The sequence below is a fragment of the Parahalioglobus pacificus genome, assembly GCF_014652275.1.
Taxonomy (GTDB): Bacteria; Pseudomonadota; Gammaproteobacteria; order Pseudomonadales; family Halieaceae; genus Parahalioglobus; species Parahalioglobus pacificus.
This window is the reverse complement of record NZ_BMYM01000001.1, coordinates 1445621-1465141: the sequence shown is the minus strand read 5'-3', so window position 1 is coordinate 1465141 and position 19521 is coordinate 1445621. Positions and strand designations below refer to the sequence as shown.

Genomic DNA, 19521 nt, shown 5'->3' with positions numbered 1-19521 from the left:
TTGGAGGCCATCGCGCATGAACCTGAACACTCATTGTCAAGGCTTGCCCGCAAAAATTGCTTGGGTCTGGGGTTTGTGGTGGCTGCTCGCGGGCGCTGTCTGGTCCCTGGACAGTACCGAAAAGTCCATTGCCGATGCGATTGTGGCGGGACAAGCGAAAGCGCTCGAGCTGTTGGAAACCAGCGTAAATATCAACAGTGGCACGATGAACTTTGCCGGCGTGAAGGCGACCGGTGAACTGTTCCAGCAACAGTTCGCAGACTTGGGTTTTGATACACAGTGGATCGATGGCACGCCATTTGAGCGCGCCGGCCACCTTGTCGCCTCCCACGGCACCAAAGGTCCTAAAATATTGCTCATCGGCCACCTCGATACGGTTTTCCCCATCGACAGTCCGTTCCAGCAGTACGAACTGCTGCCTGATAACCGTGCCCGCGGTCCGGGCATTACCGATATGAAAGGTGGAAATGTCGTCATGCTTCTGGCGCTGCAGTCACTGCTGCAAAATGGAGTGCTGGATCAATTGCAGGTACGTGTGGTGCTTGCCGGTGATGAGGAACGTCGCGGTAAACCCTACAGCCTCGCCAATGCTGCATTGATTGAAGCGGCCCAATGGGCTGACGTGGCACTGGGTTTTGAAGACGGTGATAGCGACCCAAGAACCGCGGTCATAGCCAGGCGCAGCGCGGGTAGCTGGACACTCACTATCGCCGCAGGCAGCGGACACAGTTCCCAGATCTTTCGAGAGGATGTTGGCAATGGTGCGATTTTCGAGGCGGCCAGAATCTTGGACGGATGGCGCGAAGCACTTTCCGATGAGCCCAATCTGACCTTTAACCCGGGACTGATATTGGGTGGTACTGCGGTGGAGCGTGACAGAGTAAGGGCCATGGGCAGTGCCGCTGGCAAAGACAATGTGATTGCCGGACACGCAACCGTGAGCGGTGGGATTCGCGCCCTGAGCCAGTTGCAGCTGGATGCGGCGATAGCCACTATGCAAGAAATTGCATCTGAAAGCGGGCCAAACGCTCAAGCCAGTTTCGAGTTTTTCCCCGCATACCCCCCTATGGCGCCCACGGACGGCAACCGTCGCCTGCTGGCAATGTTTGATAGCGCCAGCCGCGATTTGGGACACGGCAGTGTCACTGCCGTTGATCCGCGCCGGGCGGGAGCAGCCGATATTTCATTTGCCGCTGAGTATGTTGATATGGCATTGGATGGCTTGGGTTTGATGGGAGAGGGTGGACACACCGTGGACGAGATAGCAGACCTCTCCACACTGGTATCGCAAACGCAGCGAGCAGCAGTGGTGCTGTATCGCTTATCCCAGCAGCAGTGAATGCGTCGCGATAGCTAACTCAGTTGAGCTTGAATAGTACGGGAATAAAACATGGCAGAGCAGTTTGAAGATCAGGGTGGCGCTGCCACAATGAACCCACCGGCGCTTGCGCGCTGGATGCAGTCACGAGTGATGAGCGCGATGGTGCGCGAAGGTGCTGAAGAACGTCGCCACAGCGATGCTGAGAAGGCGCGGGTAAAGCAGGGCAGGGCGCATTGCATCGAGTACTTCCACCAGGTGGACGATCCCTACAGTGTGATGGCAGCGCAATGCCTACCCGCGCTGATGGCCAGGTATCCCGTCGAATGGAAGATTCATTTGGTGAGTGGCGCTGACGGACGCAACAACCCCGAACCCGACATGTTGCTGCCTCTGGCGCGTTACGATGCAGCACTGGTTGCCCCTTATTACGCATTACATTTTCCTTCGACGCCGGTGGTGCCCACCACCGATCAGGTGGAACTGGCTCGTCGTGCACTCTGTGATTTGCCGGTGGAACAGTTTGCTGCGGCAGCCGAGCGAGTGGGCTTGGCGTTGTTCACGCCGGGCTCTGACCTTGCGGGTGTGCTGGATACCCTGAAGCTGGCCAGTGTGGACGAGGCTCGTGCTGCACTGCAGGCGGGGGATGCGCATCAGTCCGCACTCAAACACTATTCCGGTGGCATGTTCTATTACGGAGGTGACTGGTACTGGGGCGTGGATCGGCTCTACCTGCTGGAGTCGCGATTGCAGTCGCTGGGGATTGGCGCACAGGGTGAAGGTGTGCTTTACCCCAGGCCTGCCATAGACCCTGGAACGTATAAGGCCAATGGCAGCCTGACACTCGAAGCTTATGTGTCTCTGCGTAGCCCCTACACGGCGATTTCGTTCGACGAAGCCGTGGCCCTGTGCGACCGCGCAGGTGTACGTCTAGAGGTGAAGCCGGTGCTGCCTATGGTTATGCGCGGCGTCTCGCTGACGCGGACAAAGGGCATGTACATCTTCAGAGACACAGCCCGTGAAGCGCGCGCCCGCGGTGGCCGCTTTGGACCGTTCTATGATCCCATTGGTAACCCTGTTCGCCAGGCTTACTCTCTGTTTCCATGGGCCAGAGAGCAGGGCAGGTCAGTGGCCTATATCAGCGCTTTCCTCAATGCCGCGTTTCTGGAGGGGACTAACACCAACAATGATCGCGGTTTGCGCAAGGTCGTTGAAGCGGCCGGTTTGGACTGGTCTGAGGCGCAACGTTATCTGGGGTCTCGTGGGTGGGAAGAGGAACTGGAAGCAAACCGTCTGCAAATGTTGGAAACGGGTAGCTGGGGCGTGCCCAGCTTCCGCCTGCTAGACAGCGAAGGTGAGGAAGTGTGCTGGGCCTGGGGCCAGGACCGACTGTGGGTTATGGCGCGCGAGATACAGCGGCTTCTGGTGCAAGCCTGAGTCTGATCAGGCTAAGGTTTTATTCCACCGGCAAGATTTGCAGAAATCCGCTGCTGCAAGTCGTTCTCTTGTGCGAATGAGGGTGTATAACAGAGCCTCATTCCGTTTAGCACAGGACAACAATAATGCAGGACATTTCGGGAAAAGTGGCGGCCGTAACGGGCGGCGCCAGTGGTATCGGTCGCTCTCTGGTGAAAGAACTACTGAAGGCCGGTGCCAAGGTCGTTATCGGTGATGTGGAGCAAAGCGCGCTGGACAAAGTGCTGGCCGAGTTTGCCGACCTTGGCGAGGTGACTGGAACCACGGCTGACGTTTCCAGCCTCGATTCAGTGACAGCCTTTGCCGACTTCGTCTACGACCAGCACGGCGCCTGTCACCTGTTGTTCAACAATGCCGGTGTCGCAGCACCGTCGGCTAACGTGTGGGAGACCACGCCTAACGACTGGGCTTGGGTTCACGGGGTGAACGTGATGGGTGTTGTGTATGGGATTCAGGTGTTCGTGCCACGCATGATCGCGAGCGGGCAGCCTGGGCATGTGATCAACACCTCATCCGGTGACGGTGGCATCTCGCCATTGCCTTACCAGTCGGTATATGCCTCCAGCAAAGCGGCAGTGTCTTGCATCACCGAATGCCTGAGTGCGCAGTTGCAGAGCGAGGGCACCCAGTTGGGTGCGTCGATTTTCTACCCCTCCGGCGGTCTGCTGGATACCGGTATCTGGACAACGGACCGGAACCGGCCTGAAGATCTGGCCAGGGAAAAACCCTACGACCCCGTGCCTACGGTGCAGGATTTTCAGGTTGCGGCCGAGGCCGCAGGCATGACTCTGGAAGTGCAGGATCTGGACGAGTTGGCTCGCTACTGTCTCGGCGGTGTGCGCGAGGGGCGGTTTGTAATCATGATTGGGGTCGAGGATGCTGAGGCTACGCTGCAGCAGCGCGCACAACGCATCGGTAGAGCGGAGTTGCCTATTGATCAAGCGGAGATTCCGCAGCTCTGATCAATCGCTGCCGCCGGGCCACCGGCGGCAGCACTGTGCTTATTGCGCCTTCGCCAGCACCAGTTCCGAACTATCTTCCATAACGGGTAACCCTTTCACCAGGTGCAGAGCACCCTCCCAATCTTCAACCAAAGCGGTGCAATTCTCGACCCAGTCGCCGTCGTTGCAGTACGTCACCCCGTCGATCTCGCTGATAACAGGATAGTGCAGGTGACCACAGATGATTCCGTCAAAGCGGTTGTCGCGGGCAAAGTGGGCAGCTGCCCGCTGGTAGGCCAGTATGGCATCGCCAGCCTGTGAAATATTGACCTTTACCCATTTGGCCAGAGACCAATAGGGTTTACCCAGTGCTTCTCGGGCGCGATTGATATACCGGTTGAACCACATCAGTAGATCGTAGCCAATGTCGCCGATCCAGCGATTCAGGCGTGAGTAGCGAACGGCATAATCGAATTCATCACCGTGCATCACCAGCATACGCTTGCCAGCAAGCGTCTTGTGCTCCACCTGTTTGTGTATGGTGATGTTGCCGAATTCGCTGCCGCAGAACTCGCGGAAGTTTTGGTCGTGATTGCCCGGGATGTAAATAACGTCCACCTGACGTTTGGACATTTTTAGTATTTGTCGCAGTACCCGATTGTGCGCCTCAGGCCAATAGACACGTTTGTGCATCGCCCACACATCGACGATGTCGCCGACCAGATACAAGCGCTCGCATTCCACGCGCTTGAGCAACTGCAGCAGGCTTTCTGCTTTGCTGTGTACACTGCCCAGGTGTACGTCTGAAATCCATAAAGTACGGCAGCTAATCTTACCGTCAGTCCGTATTGCCTCCATTGTCGTTATCCTCCCCTGAGAGATAGCGTTGCCGTTTTTTTTCAGTGAGACGTTCCAGGTCTGCGATTACAAATCCGTCCACACAATCACCGAAATCACGATCAATATTGAAAGCCGTGAAAGTAACGCCGTCGGTATCTGTCGCCTGAGAATAATGTTTATACAACGGTGGAACAGGTAGCCCGCGTTCTTTGAGCGCGCGCTTCAAGGTTTTGAAGTCCTGCTCCCGATGTTCACCGGAGAACGTCCGCGCCAGCTTTTCGCTGAGTTCTGCGTCGACGACGAACGGATCTCGGGCTGACACATCCACGGGGAGACTGTTGTAATAGCCGGAGAAGTAGTGGGCCAGCATGGCAATGCCTTCCCTACCATAGTAGCGGCTGATCGAGGCTGGCCCATACAAATAGCGATAATGGGGGTATTTGCCAAGGTAGGCACCGATTCCATACCAGAGGTAGTCAAGGCTGTTCTTGTTCTGGTACCGGGGTTGCACAAAACTGCGTCCCAGCTCCAGGCCATGTTCAAGATAAGGCACTGTGCTCTCGCCAAAACGGAAAAGCGACTGCGTATACAGCCCGTCGAGCCCCTGCCGTGCGATAATTTGTTTGGCATCACCGATGCGATAGGCACCGGCGATCTCCAGGGCCTCACTGTCCCACAACACCAGTTGCAGGTAGGTGGCATCATATCGGTCGATATCCCTGGGCAGCCCTGAACCTTCGCCTACGCTGCGAAAAGCAATTTCTCGCAAGCGACCAATTTCACGCATCACGCATGGGGCACTGCCCATTCTGCACAGGTAGATATGTTTGCCGTCCCGAGTTTGTCCCAAGCGTTCGCTGGCAAGCAGTTCCCGATTGAGGAGTTGCCTGTTCTCGGGCGCGGCGACAGTATCAACAGAGCGGAAAATTGGCTTGCCATCCCGCGCCATGCGGTACACATGTTTGCGGAACATCCGAGCAAGTTGCTTCGCAGAGAACTGGTTAGCATCGTAGATTTCTTGCGTAACGGGTCTGCCTATTCGCGCATCGATGGTGTTATGGCTCTGCTTGAACATCTCCCGAATAAGCCAGAGTGTGGAAAGTGGCTTAGCAAGCGCAGACAGGCTATAGAAAAATAGCGAGTTACGTCCGGCAACATAAACGGGAAGAATCGGTGCGCCCGCGGTGCGAGCCATCTTCACAAATCCGCTGTGCCACTCACCGTCCTTGACGCCCTTGGACCCCAGACGTGATACCTCACCGGCAGGGAAGATAATCAGCGCACCCTCTGACTCCAGGTGCGCTTTGATGTTTTTGAGGTTGTTACGCGCTGTCTGCCCGCCCATGTTGTTCACTGGCAGCAGCAGTGGGTGTAAAGGCTTCACCTCAGACAGCAATTCGTTCGCAACGACTTTCACGTCAGCCCTGACCTGACGCACCAGGTGCAGCAAAGACAGACCGTCCAGTGAGCCAATGGGGTGATTCGCTGCGATTACAACGCGACCTGTCGCAGGAATTCGTGCGCGCTCGTCCTCGCGCACGCGCAGTCTGAAGTCGAAGTAACGCAGTGTTTGCTCAACAAAGTCTAAGCCCTCCAAATGAGGGTAGTTGCGCTCGAATTGCTGGAAACGTGTTTCGTAAAACAGTAGTGATAGAAATCTTGAAAGGATGCGTGCGGTGCGGGCATGACGCTGTGAGAATGCTGGGAACCGTGTTTGGATTATCTCTTTGACGTCAAACATTGGGTTGCCCTAGTCGTCCCGCACGTCCGCGAATTCGTTCGGACTGTGCCAGACAGAACCCCGCTCATGGCGGGCCGCAGGTTCTGGTGGCAATAGGACATCGATTCGGCCACCTCTCTTTAGGAATAGTTCGACCTGTTGATCGATTTCCTCGCGCATTTTTTTCTTCGCCACATCCACAACAGAGTCGATATGATTAGGCATCTCAATTAGCTCCGTACCAAGAGATTGGCGGCAGCATGCGTGCTGCTGATTGCAGAGAAACGACACTACGGTGAAAGATTTATGACCAAAGCCAGCGTGCTACGCGTGCTTATCTATGCGGGATTGCTTTCGCTGGTGGTTCTGGCGGTGTCAGGTCAACTGTCCCTGCCCTGGGGGCAGACTTCTGTGACATCAACGCCCAGCCCCTTTGCGGGGCCCGCACATGAGTTGCCGCGATTGTCTGATACACAGAGGCAACAATTGTTGGCGCTCGCGCGGGCATCTCTACTGGACGCAATGACTGGGACCGGCCAAAGCGATGCGGCGATTCAGCCGGTGCTCGCCGATGCGGAGCATCGTGTCTACGTAGTGGCCTGGCATCAGAGGCAGCGAATTGCGTCAGCCTGGGCGCATGGGAAAAGCCTTACTCAAAACGTTTTGAGCGCCGCAGAAAAAGCCGCCAGGCTTGCGGATACGACGCAGTTGAGTAGGGCAGCGACAGCGGATGAGCTTGATATCCATTTGCACGTGATGGGTAGAGACAGGCCTATGACCGGCGGTGGCTATATCCACGGCCTGCATGGGCTCAGTGTGATGGCCGAGGCCACGGCTAACTACTACGGTGCTTATGCGGTGGAGGCCAACCTCAGCGAGGAGAAACTACTGCAAGTGATCGACGGATCGCTGATTAGTGCCGGTAGCACGGAATCGGCTATCAGCCGTTACTACTACCGGGTCGACCACTTTTCGGGGGCGGGCTCTGAGGTGGTCAAGTACGCCATGGGCAACACTTTCTCTGCCGATGCGGTCGTCAATCATGACGACTACAGGGCGTTAGGCAACCGGGCACAGCAGTGGCTGCTCGCGTCTCAAAAGCCATCGGGCGACTTCAGGTATCTCTACTTGCCTGCACGCGATCGATGGCCTGCATCCCGCGACAATGTGCTCAGGCAGTTGATGGCCTCACGAACGCTGGCGGAGCTCGCGAGTGAGCAACCGGCGCTGCTCGCGGCCCACCGCGACAATCTGAACTACATGTTCACCCACTGGTACTGGGAGTCGAACGGCGAGGGCTACATCGTCTTTCGGGACAAGTCCAAATTGGGGGCGATGGCCATGGCGCTGCGCACGTTGGTGTACAGCCCCTTCTATGAAGAGTATGCCGAGCAGGCGCGCGCATTAGTGAACGGTATTCTTTCTCTGGATGCGGGCAGACAAGGGTTTCGGGCCTGGTATATAGAACCGGACTACGCTTTCGATGAGCAGCGCTTACTCACGTTTTACAGTGGTGAGGCGCTGCTGGCGCTGGCGGAGTACGCACAGCGAGCGGATGATGCGCCAGTACTGGCCAGGACGGTGGCTTTGCAGGATGTGTATCTGCAGCGCTATGTGGATGACCTGGAAGAAAACTATTACCCGGCCTATGTGCCCTGGCATGTGCAATCGCTGCGTGCGCTCTATGCATTGACTGGTGATGAACGGTATCCGGCGGCTGTTTTCACGCTCACCGATAAGTTGCTGGAGCTATTGGACTCGGGTGCATCTCATCCGCAGTATCGGGGCCGCTTTTACAATCCGGAAACACCCCAGTATGGCAGCCCGCACGCAAGCTCCGACGCGGTGTATATGGAGGGGGTGGCGCACGCGTTGCACACAGCCCACCAGCAGGGCGACGACCTGCGTGTTAGCTTGTATTCGGATGCACTGCGTATGGCGTTATCCAATCTCGACAACTTGCAGTATCGCGGCGAGCGTATGTACTTCGTGCCTTGCCGAGACTGTGTGGAGGGCGCGTTGCGGGTGAGCGTCGCAAACAATCGTGTGCGTGTCGATTCCACCCAGCACGCGGTGGATGCCTTTCTCAAAATTGATGCGCTATTGAACGATGGCGTATTTTCGCTCCAGTAACGTTCCTAGAGTGCAAAGCGACCGCGCAGTGACAACACGTGTGAGCTGTCCTCATCCGCATTGAGCGCCGGGTCCTGTAGGTACTGGTAATCCAGCGTCAGGGCAAATTTGCGTGTGAGTTGCCAGCGGTAGAAAGCCTCGAAGGTGTACTGATCATCAAGACCAGGGCCGAATGCGTTCTCGTTGACTTCGCCCCAATTGATTGCGGCGCCCATGAGGTTGCCTGGTGTGTCTGTGCCACCGCCGGGCTGGTAGGCAAATCCTACACTGAGCGTCTTTTCCAGCAGTGAACCGCCGTCATCCGTATAACCCGCGCGGAGAAAGGGCATCCATTGATCATTGATGTAGCTGGACCAGGAGAAGTTCGCTCCCCAACCGGAGGGTGCGCCGGCATCCTCGCGCGCATCGGCATGCCACATCGTCAGGTGCACGTTATCCAATGCAATTCGGGAGTGCGAGCTGGTATGTCCGATCTCGATGCTGCTGAAATACTCGTTGTCGCCGAAGAACGTATCGAAGCCGTCCTGAATTTCAGTGGGGTCGCCATTGCGATCAACCACGCTGCCAATAACGTACACATTGTTATCGAAGATGTGACCGCCGGCGATGCCCAGACTGGCGTCACTGGGCAGATCAATGCTGCCTGAGCCTGTGGAGAATGCCAGATTTATGAAGTGCAGCCAGGGGCTTGCGAGCCCGTAAACATCCACGAAGTCGGTGACATCCAGAAAGCCCCCCAACAGCACCGTCTTTCCACTGTTGATGCTTTGACGCCAATACAGGTTGCTCCAGCGTGTGCCCTGATCGCTGAAAGGTGGGGCAGTCAGGCCAACGTATCCCACATTCCCCAGGTAAAAATCGCTGGGCGCAGAATCGCCATAGCTGTGGCGATGTTCCAGCTTGTAGACCAGCGCGCCAGAACTCTCCGCGCCGCTGCCAGTGAGATTCCAACGGCCGAAGACACGTAGCATGCCACTGCTGGCGGTGTCGTCTGCGTCATCGATAACGTCGCTGGCCCCCAGTGTGACGAAGGAGTAGTCCGCGCCGATACTGAAGCCGTGGTTGTCCTCAAGGCGCTGTTGCCAGTCTTCCAGCGGTTTGAATATTTCCGCCTCAATGAAACTGTCTTTCTCAGCGCGGTCCGTCTGCAGTGTCTGCTCGACCGCATCCGGTCCCCCAAAGCCGGGGGAGGGCTGCTCGACCGCAAGCGTGGACGTCGACGAGAGAAGAGCGCAAGCACACGCACTGTTTCTCCAGTGCCTCATAGCGTGTTCTTATAGATTTTTCCGTCCTTCATGATGACACGCAGCGTCTCCGGGCTATCGGGCCTGGGATCGGCACCAAACCATTGTGTGCCGGTGCCTACAACGCTGAAGTCCTCTAGCGGGTTGCCGTCGACGATCAGGATGTCGGCATAGGCGCCTTCCTCGATCACGCCTAGCTTGCCCTCTGGGTAAGGGTTCATAAAGTCTCCGGACAACGCCACCAGTTCTCCACCTGTCGAGGTCATGGTTACCAGCGAGGTGTGCGGGCCGAAGAACTCGTTATTGAGGTGTTTTTCGTACGCGATCTGAATGTTGCAGGCGGTGACTGAGCCCACACAGTCCGTTTGGGCCGCACGCTTGACCGGGCACTTCTTCATATTGTCGATATAGCCGGCAAAGGTCGCGGATGCTGACTTTGCTTTGGCGAGACTGGAGGGAACATTGGCTACCGCGGGAATGTCCAGCAGGCCTGGGTCAAAGGCGGTTAGATTGGTTGTGATGAAGGCGCCTTTCTGCTTCATAACCTTGGCAACTTCGCAGTCAAAGGAGAAGCCGTGCTCGATGGATTTAACACCGGCTTCCAATGCGCTCATCATGGCCTCTTTGCGGTAAGAGTGCGCCATCACGTAGCTGCCGTACTCGTTAGCAACCTGCACGGCGGCTTCGATCTCCGCCTGCGAGCCGGCCAATAGTTGCCAAGGATCAAACGCCGAGACAACCCCACCGGACTGCATGTACTTCAATTGTGTGGCACCCATGCGGAAATTGTTGCGACCGAACTTTTGCACGTCCGCAACGTTGTCGACCTCTTGCGCCATGTTAAGACGACTAAAGTTCGTAGACTCGCCCACGGGGGAGGTAAAGTTGGCGAAGTCGGCATGCCCGCCGCGCGTGCCCAGGAACGCTGCCGAGGTGTAAAAGCGCGGACCGACGATGGCCCCGGAGTCGATGGCCCTCCGTAGGCCGCCATTGGCCCCGCCTGCATCGCGCACGGTGGTAAAGCCCTGCATCAGGTACATCTCGGCCATGCGAGTGCCGTGGATGCCAAAGTCTTCCCAGGTGGTGTTTGCTTCCATGGCGGGCAGGCTCGGGCCCATCAGCATTAGGTGGGCGTGTGCCTCGATAAAGCCGGGCAGCAGGGTGCGGCCGCCCCCGTCAACAACTTGTGCGCCGGGCGCCTCAATGGCCCCCTTGCTGACGGTTTTGATCTTGTTGCCTTCCACCAGCACGCTGGCGTTTTCTATCCGGCGCTCGTTAACCCCGTCGAAAACATGAACGTTCGTGAACAGCACCTGCGGTGCGGCCGTTTCCTGCGCGCTGATGGCCGGTGTGAACAGTGCGACCAGAGTAATAACTAGCTATTTCATGATGTTATGCCCCTACATCCGAGTGAATTATTAGGGAAGACTATAGCTTCAATTCAGCCTGTGCGTGTTGGCGATTAGCGCCATTAAGCAGTCTGTTTGGCTCGAATTGTCTGAAATTGGTTTACACTGCCGAGACAACCCCGGTATAGGATTCACGGCTTATGGCGTCACAGGCGCGGGAAAAATTGCAACTGCCCATGGTGCGTCTCGCTCTTGCGCAGCCCTTTCTTGATGCGGCGCTTCGCAGTGGTAAGCGTGTACAGGCAAGCCTCGAACCCTATTGCCTGTCGGAGGCCAGCTTTGGAGACCAGGAACAGTTCGTGACCGCCGCCGTGATGTACGACCTGGTGGAGACTCTGGCCGAGCTCACGGGAGATCCGCACTGCGGTGTGAACCTGGGTACTTCCTTGAACCCGTTTGAATGGTCGCCGATGGCCGATGCAGCGCGGCAGGCACAATCGGTGGGTGATCTACTGCTGCGCTTCTCCATTGACGCCTACCGCGATGCGAATTCAGTGGAATTCAAGCTGGAAACCCGGGGTAGCAGAACCATCTTTACCGAAAGGCGCGTCACTGATGGCGGCAGGCTGCCGCGTCACAACGACGGTTTCGGCGCTGCGTACATTCTGTCTATTTTGCGGCAGGCGATGGGCGGCAATTGGGCGGGGCATAACGTGCTCGTGCAAGTGTGTGACCCCGAGGTATTTCCCCCAGGGCATTGGGACATCAGGGTGGCTGGCGCGAATACCAGCGGTTTCAGTGTGTCGTTCCCCAGCACATGGCTGCTGCTGGCGCCGCAGCTCCGTGCCAGCGCGGCAGACGACGCACGGATTTTCGCCCGCAATCGGGCACCTTCCGACACCTTGGCAGCCCTGCGTTACGTGTTGGAAAAACACCTGCATGAGCCTGGCCTCGATGCGGACCATGTCGCGGAGCTGTGCGGCATTAGCAAACGAACCTTGGTACGGCGCCTTAGCGATATGGGTACCTCGTTGAAGACCGAGCTGGATCAGCTGCGGCAATTGCGTGCCGAGGCCCTGCTAAGGGAGGGGAAGCACTCCGTGGCTGACATCAGCGAAAGCCTGGGCTATCGCGACCCCACGGTTTTCACACGTGCTTTCAGGCGCTGGGCGGGGAGTACCCCCACCGACTATCGAAATCGCTTCGTGAGTAAAAGTCTAAGACCCTAGTCGCCACACCATGGTAATGCAGGTGCCGCACTTGTGTGGGCCTGTTCCTGCTATTGATTCATTCAGCTGATCTGTGAGCGACTTAGCGTTGTTGCCTCGTCCTGCATGCTGCGCTCTTGTCACACAACTGACACATTTCAATCACATTTCTGTCACTTCCGCCTCATAGGATGCGCTCAATCAAGCGTTGTCTGGTACCTGTCCAGCCAATGCAGCGTGCCGTGTGCACCAAGAACCGAATCACTTTTGGACCAGAAGGCTTCCCCTGACATGAAGAAAATCGCAGTTACGCTAGGACTACTGCTGCTCTTTACTGCATCCCGCGCTATTGCCGCCGATGCATACCTTATGGTTTTCCTGGACGAGGCCCCCCTGCGCGGAGTCACGGTGACCCTGGACGACACACCCATCGGCGAAACTGATGGCAATGGCCGCATCTCAGCACCGCTGACTGCCGGCGAGCACGTGTTGGGTTTGTCGGACGATGACCTGACCTTCCCTGTTGCTTTCAGTTCCGGCGCCGATGAGGACGTGGAGATTGTTGTCACTTTCACAGCGAGCACAGGTGATGAGCCTGTCGTCAGCGTAAAACGCTTTGCGGTAGGTGACGTTGCAGCGACAGGGTTTATTACCGGCACGGTGAAAAATACCGTGGGCGCCCCCGTGGTCGGCGCCAACATCATTGCCGAGGGCGTCGATGCAAGCACAGCCACTGATAGCGATGGCGTTTACGTGCTGGAGCTTCCGCGCGGCGCCTACGATGTGCGTGTAGTTGCACCGGACTACCGGTCAGTCGACATTCCCAATGTGCGCGTGCTTGCCGACACCGGCGTTACGGCTGGCGTCACTATGTACGCCGCTGAGAGTGACGCTGTGGCGGTACAGCTGCCATCCACGCAATTGGAAGAGGTTGTTGTTCTCGGCGTATTCAACCCAACCGACACCTCAGAGGGCATTGAGCGCTTCGCGACCTCCATCACCAACGCGATTGATATCGAACAGCTGCAGCGCTTCGGCGACAGCGATGTCGCCTCAGCCCTGGTGCGTGTGGCAGGTGTATCGGTAACAGACAGTAAGTACGCCACCGTACGCGGTCTGGACGGACGGTATATCTCGGCAACACTGAACGGCCTGTTGATGCCCAGTACCGACCCGCAGCGCCGCGACGTGCAGTTGGACCTGTTCCCGACCAATATTCTGGGCGGCATCGAAATCCAGAAGTCCTACACGCCCGATCAGCTGGCAACGACCACGGGCGGCTCCATCAAGATCAATACCAAGGGCCTCCCCGACGAGAAGATCAACCAGGTCTCCGGCGACCTCGCGTATAACTTCGATTTCACGGGCGATGACGTCTTGGCGCATCGCTCCAGCGAGACCGAGTGGCTGGGCTTTGACAACGGTTTACGCGACCTACCCAACCGTGTTGTGAATGCCACCGACGGCGGTCAGTCACTGACAATCTGTGATCCCGCGATTGACCCTGAGCGCTGTACGTCACAGCTGGATGCCGCGGCGCTGGCTGTGCAGTTCCAGGATGATTACAACGTTCGTGACAAGCAGGCCCTGCCAGACGTTAGTGCGGGGTGGGCCTACGGTGATCGCCTGCCTGCCGGCGACAATGAGTGGGGCTACTACGGCGCACTCAACTACAGCCGCGAGACCGATGATCGTGGTGATGCTGAGTTGAGTAACCCCCTCGAGACACAGGGTGAGTATCGCCGGACCCGCGAAACTGTGGCCCTGAATGGTTACTTTGTGACTGGTCTTGAATACGGCCTGGCCGACGAGGTTCTTAGCAAAACCAGCATTCTCCGCGCTACCGACGATGTAACCCGTCTCGAATCGGGCATCGATGGGCGGGAGGGCAACGCAATCACCAGCGCGATCCTCGAATACGTAGAGCGCCAATTCTTCTCCCAGGCGTTTACCGGTCATAATGAGCTTGAGTCCGATATCGGCTTGCATATATTCGACTGGCGCGCCGCGTACTCTCGTACAGACCGATACGAGCCGGATCGTCGCCAGTACAGTTACTTCAACAATAACCTGTCGACCTCGGCCTTTGAGCGGCGCTGGTCAGACCTGGTTGAAGACAGCATCGACCTTGGCTTCGACTATAAGCTGCCGATCGACTGGGGTGACTACAACACCACGGAACTGCAGGCTGGCCTCCTTTGGTCCGACAAAGACCGTACCGTCGAACAGTACCGTTTCGGCATACGTCAGGGCGATTTCCGAGACGTGGACCTGGGCATCGACCAAGACCTTGAAGAGATCCTGTCGTACCAGAACTTTGTCGTGGACCGCTTCCGTCTGGCGGCCAATACCACCCAGACTGATTCTTACGATTCAACAGAGGAGATTCAGGCCTATTACCTGAATGCCAACACTGATTTAGGCGACGCCTGGTTCTTTGGCATCGGTGCTCGCTTCGAGGACTTCAGCCAGACGCTGGACTACCCGAATGAGCCGGATTCATCCAACGAGCTGAATTTCGATGACTGGTACCCGGCGATCAGCGCGACCTGGCGTCCGTTGGACGATTGGCAGTTCCGAGTCGGTTACAGCGAAACGGCCTCCTACCCCGGCCTGATTGAGCGTTCCGAGTCGATTTCCTTCGACCCGTTCACCGACGACCCGATTTTCGGTAACCCGAACCTGCAGGTCTCAACCATTGAAAACCTGGACGCGCGTCTCGAGTACTACTTCTCTGATACCGAGAGCATTTCTCTGGCAGTTTTTGCCAAGGAAATTGATCAGCCTATCGAGCGTGCGATTCCGGATGCATCGGGTTCAGCGGCGCGCGGTATCACCTTCCGCAACCAGGATTCTGCCGATCTGTTCGGTATTGAACTGGATGCCACCAAGAACCTGCTCGATGAAGACGAGTACCTGCTGTTCCTAGGCGGTAACGTGTCTTACATCGACTCGGAAGTGGAGCTCTCGGAAGATTCGATCCGTCTCGAGGGTGAGTCCGCCAACGGACGTGTGCTGCAGGGGCAGTCGGAGTGGCTGGCAAATGTTCAGCTGGGTTTCGATCACTATCCCACCGAGCAGAAAGTGACCTTGCTGGTGAACTATTTCGACGATCGCATCTTCCGTGTGGCGCGTGGTACGCAGAATGGACCGGAGATTGAGTCCGGCCGGATCATTGTCGACATCACCTACTCGAAGATGTTTGGCGAAGCACTCACTTTGAGTGCGCAGATTAACAATCTGCTGAACGATGAGTTCGAGTTTGTGCAGAACGGCAACACCATCGAGAGTTTCGAGACAGGAACCACGTTTCAGGTGGGTCTGACCTACCAGTTTTTCTAGGGGATGACGTCGGCTTGTCGGCGTTTGATGAATATTTTTCAGGGTTGCGATTTCGCATTTTTTAGAAGGGTAAGGGAAACATCATGAAGAAAGAGCTATTGATAGCGTTCCTCCTTGTCTTTACGACCCTTGTGGGTTGTTCGGGAGATGAGGGTGACGACGTAACTATCGTCGTACCACCACCAGGTGGAGACGGCGACGGAGACGGTGATGGAGACGGTGATGGCGACGGCGACGGCGACGGAGACGGCGACGGAGACTGCGATTCCGTTGTGGAGGCTGACTTTGTCGAGTTCAATGACGACTGTTCAGTCGGCACGCTGTCAGGCTCCGTACTTGAAGATTACCGACTCGGAGCGGGCGTTGAGTGGCGCCTGTCCGGCGACGTGGTTGTCGGTGACGGTAACCGCGAAGTGCTGGATGACGCCGATGTCCAGGCAGTTAAGGACGCAGGCGTGGTGCTGGAAGTCGAAGCGGGCGCGGATATCAAAGCGTTCGATGACGGCTCCCTGATCATCACTCGCGGCTCGCGACTTGAAGCCAACGGTACGGCAGCGGCACCGATTACCTTCAGCTCGCTGGACGACGGTTTCGACGGTCTCGGCGAGTGGGGCGGGGTGCTTGTACAAGGTTTCGCACCCCAGTTCGGTCCAGGCGGCACAGGCGCCTGTTTTGGCGAGGGCACTGTCTGTAACGTTATCGGTGAGGGCGGAACCTTCGTGGGTAACTACGGTGGTAATGAGCCTGACGACAACAGCGGTACAGTCCGCTACGTCCGCATCGCCGAAGGCGGTCTGGTAGCTGGACCCAACAACGAAGTGAATGGCCTCACGCTGCAGGGCGTCGGCCATGGCACTACCGTTGAATACGTTCAGGTCCACAACAACCTGGACGACGGTGTCGAGTGGTTCGGCGGTACGGTGGACGCGCGCTACCTGGTACTGACCGGTAACGACGATGACGACATCGATTTCGATGAGGGTTACCAGGGCAACATTCAGTACGCGATTGTTGAGAAGGCCAAGGACAAGGACGCACCTACCGGCTCTAACGACCCTCGCGCGATTGAGGCGAACTCTTCAGACGACGAGTACGTGCCTGAGACTGAAGCAGTCATTGCCAACGTGACAATCATTGGTAGTGACCTGAACAACAACGAAGACTCTGATGCCGGTCCACAGCCGGGTACTCGCCTTCGTGGTGCGGTTACGGTGAGCATCTTCAACTCGTCTGTAGCCGAGTTCAACGAAGGCTGTCACCGCATTGATGATGCCGACGTGAACGGCGACGGCAGTGTCATCATCCCCTCCAATGTGTCTCTGATCAACGTTCTCAATGACTGTCGAGACGGTATCTACAACAAGCGTGATGCCGACGTTGAAGACAATGTAGAACTGCTGACCCTGACTTACAGCAACACACTGGCGATCAACGAGTCCGAAGCTGTTCTCGACTCTGCACCCGTGATCAATGCAGTCAACAATGGCTCGGGCTTCATGTTCGACCAGACTGCCTACGTCGGTGCGGTTGATCCTGCTGCCTCCAGCGGCTGGTGGGAAGGCTGGACTCTGCCAGACACCGTGGGCGAGTCAGAAGAAGTTGAGCCCGCTGACTTCGTAAGCTGCGATGCCGGCAACGAGGTGTGCACCCTCTCCGGCACTATCGACCAGGATTACACGCTGATCTCTGGTATCGAATGGCGCCTGTCTGGTGACGTGGTGGTCGGTGACGGTAACCGTGAAGTCGCAGGTGACGCCGACGTGCAAGCTATCAAGGATGCGGGCGTTACCCTGACTATCCGTGCTGGTGTTCAGGTTAAGGCCTTCGACGACGGTTCGCTGATCGTTACTCGCGGCTCCAAGCTAAATGCCATTGGCTCTGCAGCCAGCCCAATCGTGTTCTCAAGCCTCGACGACGATCTGGACGGCGAAGGTGAGTGGGGCGGAGTGCTCGTTCAGGGCTTTGCACCCCAGTTCGGTGCCGGCGGCACTGGACCCTGCTTTGGCTCTGGCACCGTATGTAACGTTATCGGTGAGGGTGGTACCTTCGTGGGCAATTACGGCGGTAATGACCCCGCGGACGACAGCGGTGAGATCCGCTATATGGTTATCGCCGAGGGTGGCCTGGTGGCTGGTCCCAATAACGAAGTGAATGGTCTCACCCTGCAGGGTGTGGGTCATGGCACCACCATCGAGTACGTGCAGGTTCACGGTAACCTGGATGATGGCATCGAGTGGTTCGGCGGTACTGTGAACGTGCGCTACGCCGTTCTGACCAACAACGACGATGACGACATCGACTTCGACGAAGGCTTCAAGGGCAACATCCAGTACGCCATTGTGCGTAAGAACCCCAACAAGCCTGGCCCCACTGGTTCTAACGACCCGCGCGGCATCGAGGCGAACTCGTCTGACGATGAGTACGTGCCCGAGACCGAAGCGGTACTTGCCAATATCCTGCTGATCGGTAGCGATGTGAGCAACAACCCCGACTCTGATGCGGGTGCACAGCCAGGCATGCGTCTGCGCGGTGCCCTGACCACCACCATCTACAACACGGCGGTCAAAGAGTTCGATAATGGTTGTGTGCGCATCGACGATGCAGATATCAACGGTGACGGTTCGACCATCGTGCCTTCCACCGTGGGTCTGGTTAACGTGCTGGGTGAGTGTATGGACGGTTTCTACAGCCGCCGTGCCGCCGATAGTGCAGACAACGCCGGCGAAGACACCAACACCGGCGTGACTCTGGACGCGGCTTATGCGATCACGGACGCGGAAGCATCGGTAATGGCACCGGGCATCATTGCCGTCGATAACGGCTCTGGCTTTGAGTTCGACGATACCGACTTCATCGGTGCCGTTGAGCCGGGCACAAGCCCCGAAGATGCCTGGTGGGCTGGCTGGATTGTTCCGGGCTCCCTGGACTGATTCAAAAAAAACCCTGTTCTTGTAAGATTAGCCGCGTCCTTGGGCGCGGTTTTTTTTTGCCTTCAAGATTTTGTCCGGTGCACCAAAGCCTGCATTGAACTGATACTTTGGATCGCCGCGTATTAACGAACAGCATCGGCGAGGGGCTTCGCAAAGCACTCTCTTGCCTAAACCGCGCACCGGCCTTCAATCCATCAGGAGATAACCATGCTGATACTTCACGGCTTCTCATTCAGTAATTACTACAACATCGTCAAGCATGCATTGCTGTACAAAGGGGTAGCCTTTGAGGAGAACAAAGTCTACCCGGACATGGCAGAACTGCTTGCGGTGAGTCCGGCGGGCAAGGTGCCGGCCATGACCACCGAAGACGGCGTGAATCTTTCGGAGAGCACGGTACTGTTGGACTACATCGAAGACGCCTATTCTGAGGTGCTTCTTTACCCCGCAAATGCCTCTGAGCGCGGGCATGTGCGGCAAATGATAAAGCTGACCGAACTCTACATTGAACTGCCGGCACGTCGCTTGTTGCCATTTGCCCTTGGTGGCGGGGAGCCGCCTGAAGCGCTCAAGGAAGAGGTACGCAATACCCTGCAGCGCGGCGTTGATGGCCTGAATGCGCTGGCGACGTTCACCCCTTACATGAACGGTGAAACGCTAACGCTGGCCGATATCTATCTGCGCTATGCCCTGGCCATTCCTCGTCTCGTTGGGAAAGCCCATTTGGACTGGGATATTCTTGCCAGTATCGACGGGCTGGCAGCGTGGGATGAACTGATGGCGAGCACCGACATTGCTGAACGCATCGATGCTGACCAGAAGGCGAATGCTCCCGAGTTCATGGCGCGCTTGGCCGCCAAGCGATAGCAACGATCTGGTACCGTGGTTTTCTGGCGTGCAGCCCGCTGGCACTTTCGCATTAGCGGGCAGTGCGGATTGGCAGTCAAAGAAGCCCTCTGGCTCACAGCTAATGAGCCCAGCGGCTGCATAGCTCTCATCACCGGGCAACGCTAGAGTCAG

The 19521-nt window shown here is 57.1% G+C and carries 13 protein-coding genes; 8 read left to right on the top strand and 5 right to left on the bottom strand.

All coding sequences use genetic code 11. The annotated features are described in order from the left end of the window. Positions 1–16: 16 nt before the first annotated feature. The 3 genes from IE089_RS06745 (at position 17) to IE089_RS06735 (ending at position 3756) form a co-directional block, all read left to right on the top strand. Positions 17–1339 carry a M20/M25/M40 family metallo-hydrolase gene (locus IE089_RS06745; protein WP_189476545.1) on the top strand — a complete coding sequence of 441 codons (1323 nt, stop codon included), beginning with the start codon at positions 17–19 and terminating at the stop codon, positions 1337–1339. 51 nt (positions 1340–1390) lie between these two features. Next, entirely contained in the window at positions 1391–2755 is a 1365-nt protein-coding gene (locus IE089_RS06740) for a DsbA family protein (protein ID WP_189476543.1), read from the top strand. A gap of 125 nt (positions 2756–2880) precedes the next feature. Continuing rightward, complete coding sequence (locus tag IE089_RS06735; protein ID WP_189476539.1) at positions 2881–3756, top strand: SDR family NAD(P)-dependent oxidoreductase; 876 nt, start codon at positions 2881–2883, stop codon at positions 3754–3756. 39 nt (positions 3757–3795) lie between these two features. Here the strand turns inward: IE089_RS06735 and IE089_RS06730 are convergent, their stop codons facing one another. Genes IE089_RS06730 through IE089_RS06720 form a run of 3 tightly spaced genes read right to left on the bottom strand, consistent with a single transcriptional unit; the run spans position 3796 to position 6520 of the window. Then, entirely contained in the window at positions 3796–4593 is a 798-nt protein-coding gene (locus IE089_RS06730; protein WP_189476536.1) for a UDP-2,3-diacylglucosamine diphosphatase, read from the bottom strand. After that, complete coding sequence (olsF, locus tag IE089_RS06725) at positions 4574–6316, bottom strand: bifunctional ornithine lipid synthase OlsF (RefSeq protein ID WP_189476534.1); 1743 nt, start codon at positions 6314–6316, stop codon at positions 4574–4576. Before olsF ends, IE089_RS06730 begins: the two co-directional genes overlap by 20 nt. Positions 6317–6325: 9 nt before the next feature. Next, positions 6326–6520, bottom strand: coding sequence for a hypothetical protein (locus tag IE089_RS06720; RefSeq protein WP_189476531.1), 195 nt, complete (start codon positions 6518–6520; stop codon positions 6326–6328). Positions 6521–6601: 81 nt separating this feature from the next. On the opposite strand from IE089_RS06720, the gene IE089_RS06715 reads away from it, so the two are divergent. Beyond that, positions 6602–8428: a hypothetical protein gene (locus IE089_RS06715; RefSeq protein WP_189476528.1), complete on the top strand. Its 1827-nt coding sequence runs from the start codon at positions 6602–6604 to the stop codon at positions 8426–8428. Between the two features lie 5 nt (positions 8429–8433). Here IE089_RS06715 and IE089_RS06710 read toward each other — a convergent pair whose 3' ends face one another. Both IE089_RS06710 and IE089_RS06705 read right to left on the bottom strand, forming a co-directional pair. Further along, positions 8434–9693 (bottom strand): carbohydrate porin, encoded by a 1260-nt coding sequence (locus tag IE089_RS06710; protein ID WP_189476525.1) that lies wholly within the window; start codon positions 9691–9693, stop codon positions 8434–8436. Next, complete coding sequence (locus IE089_RS06705) at positions 9690–10985, bottom strand: amidohydrolase family protein (protein WP_229802618.1); 1296 nt, start codon at positions 10983–10985, stop codon at positions 9690–9692. Before IE089_RS06705 ends, IE089_RS06710 begins: the two co-directional genes overlap by 4 nt. Before the next feature lie 236 nt (positions 10986–11221). On the opposite strand from IE089_RS06705, the gene IE089_RS06700 reads away from it, so the two are divergent. The 4 genes from IE089_RS06700 (at position 11222) to IE089_RS06685 (ending at position 19368) form a co-directional block, all read left to right on the top strand. Continuing rightward, on the top strand, positions 11222–12250 hold the full coding sequence (locus tag IE089_RS06700) for a helix-turn-helix domain-containing protein (RefSeq protein WP_189476522.1): 1029 nt from the start codon (positions 11222–11224) through the stop codon (positions 12248–12250). 270 nt (positions 12251–12520) lie between these two features. Beyond that, the gene (locus IE089_RS06695) at positions 12521–15571 is read left to right on the top strand and encodes a TonB-dependent receptor (protein WP_189476519.1); all 3051 of its coding nucleotides are present in this window, start codon (positions 12521–12523) and stop codon (positions 15569–15571) included. Between the two features lie 83 nt (positions 15572–15654). After that, positions 15655–18501: a beta-helix domain-containing protein gene (locus IE089_RS06690; RefSeq protein ID WP_189476515.1), complete on the top strand. Its 2847-nt coding sequence runs from the start codon at positions 15655–15657 to the stop codon at positions 18499–18501. A gap of 207 nt (positions 18502–18708) precedes the next feature. Continuing rightward, positions 18709–19368: a glutathione S-transferase family protein gene (locus IE089_RS06685; protein WP_189476512.1), complete on the top strand. Its 660-nt coding sequence runs from the start codon at positions 18709–18711 to the stop codon at positions 19366–19368. Positions 19369–19521: the final 153 nt, after the last annotated feature.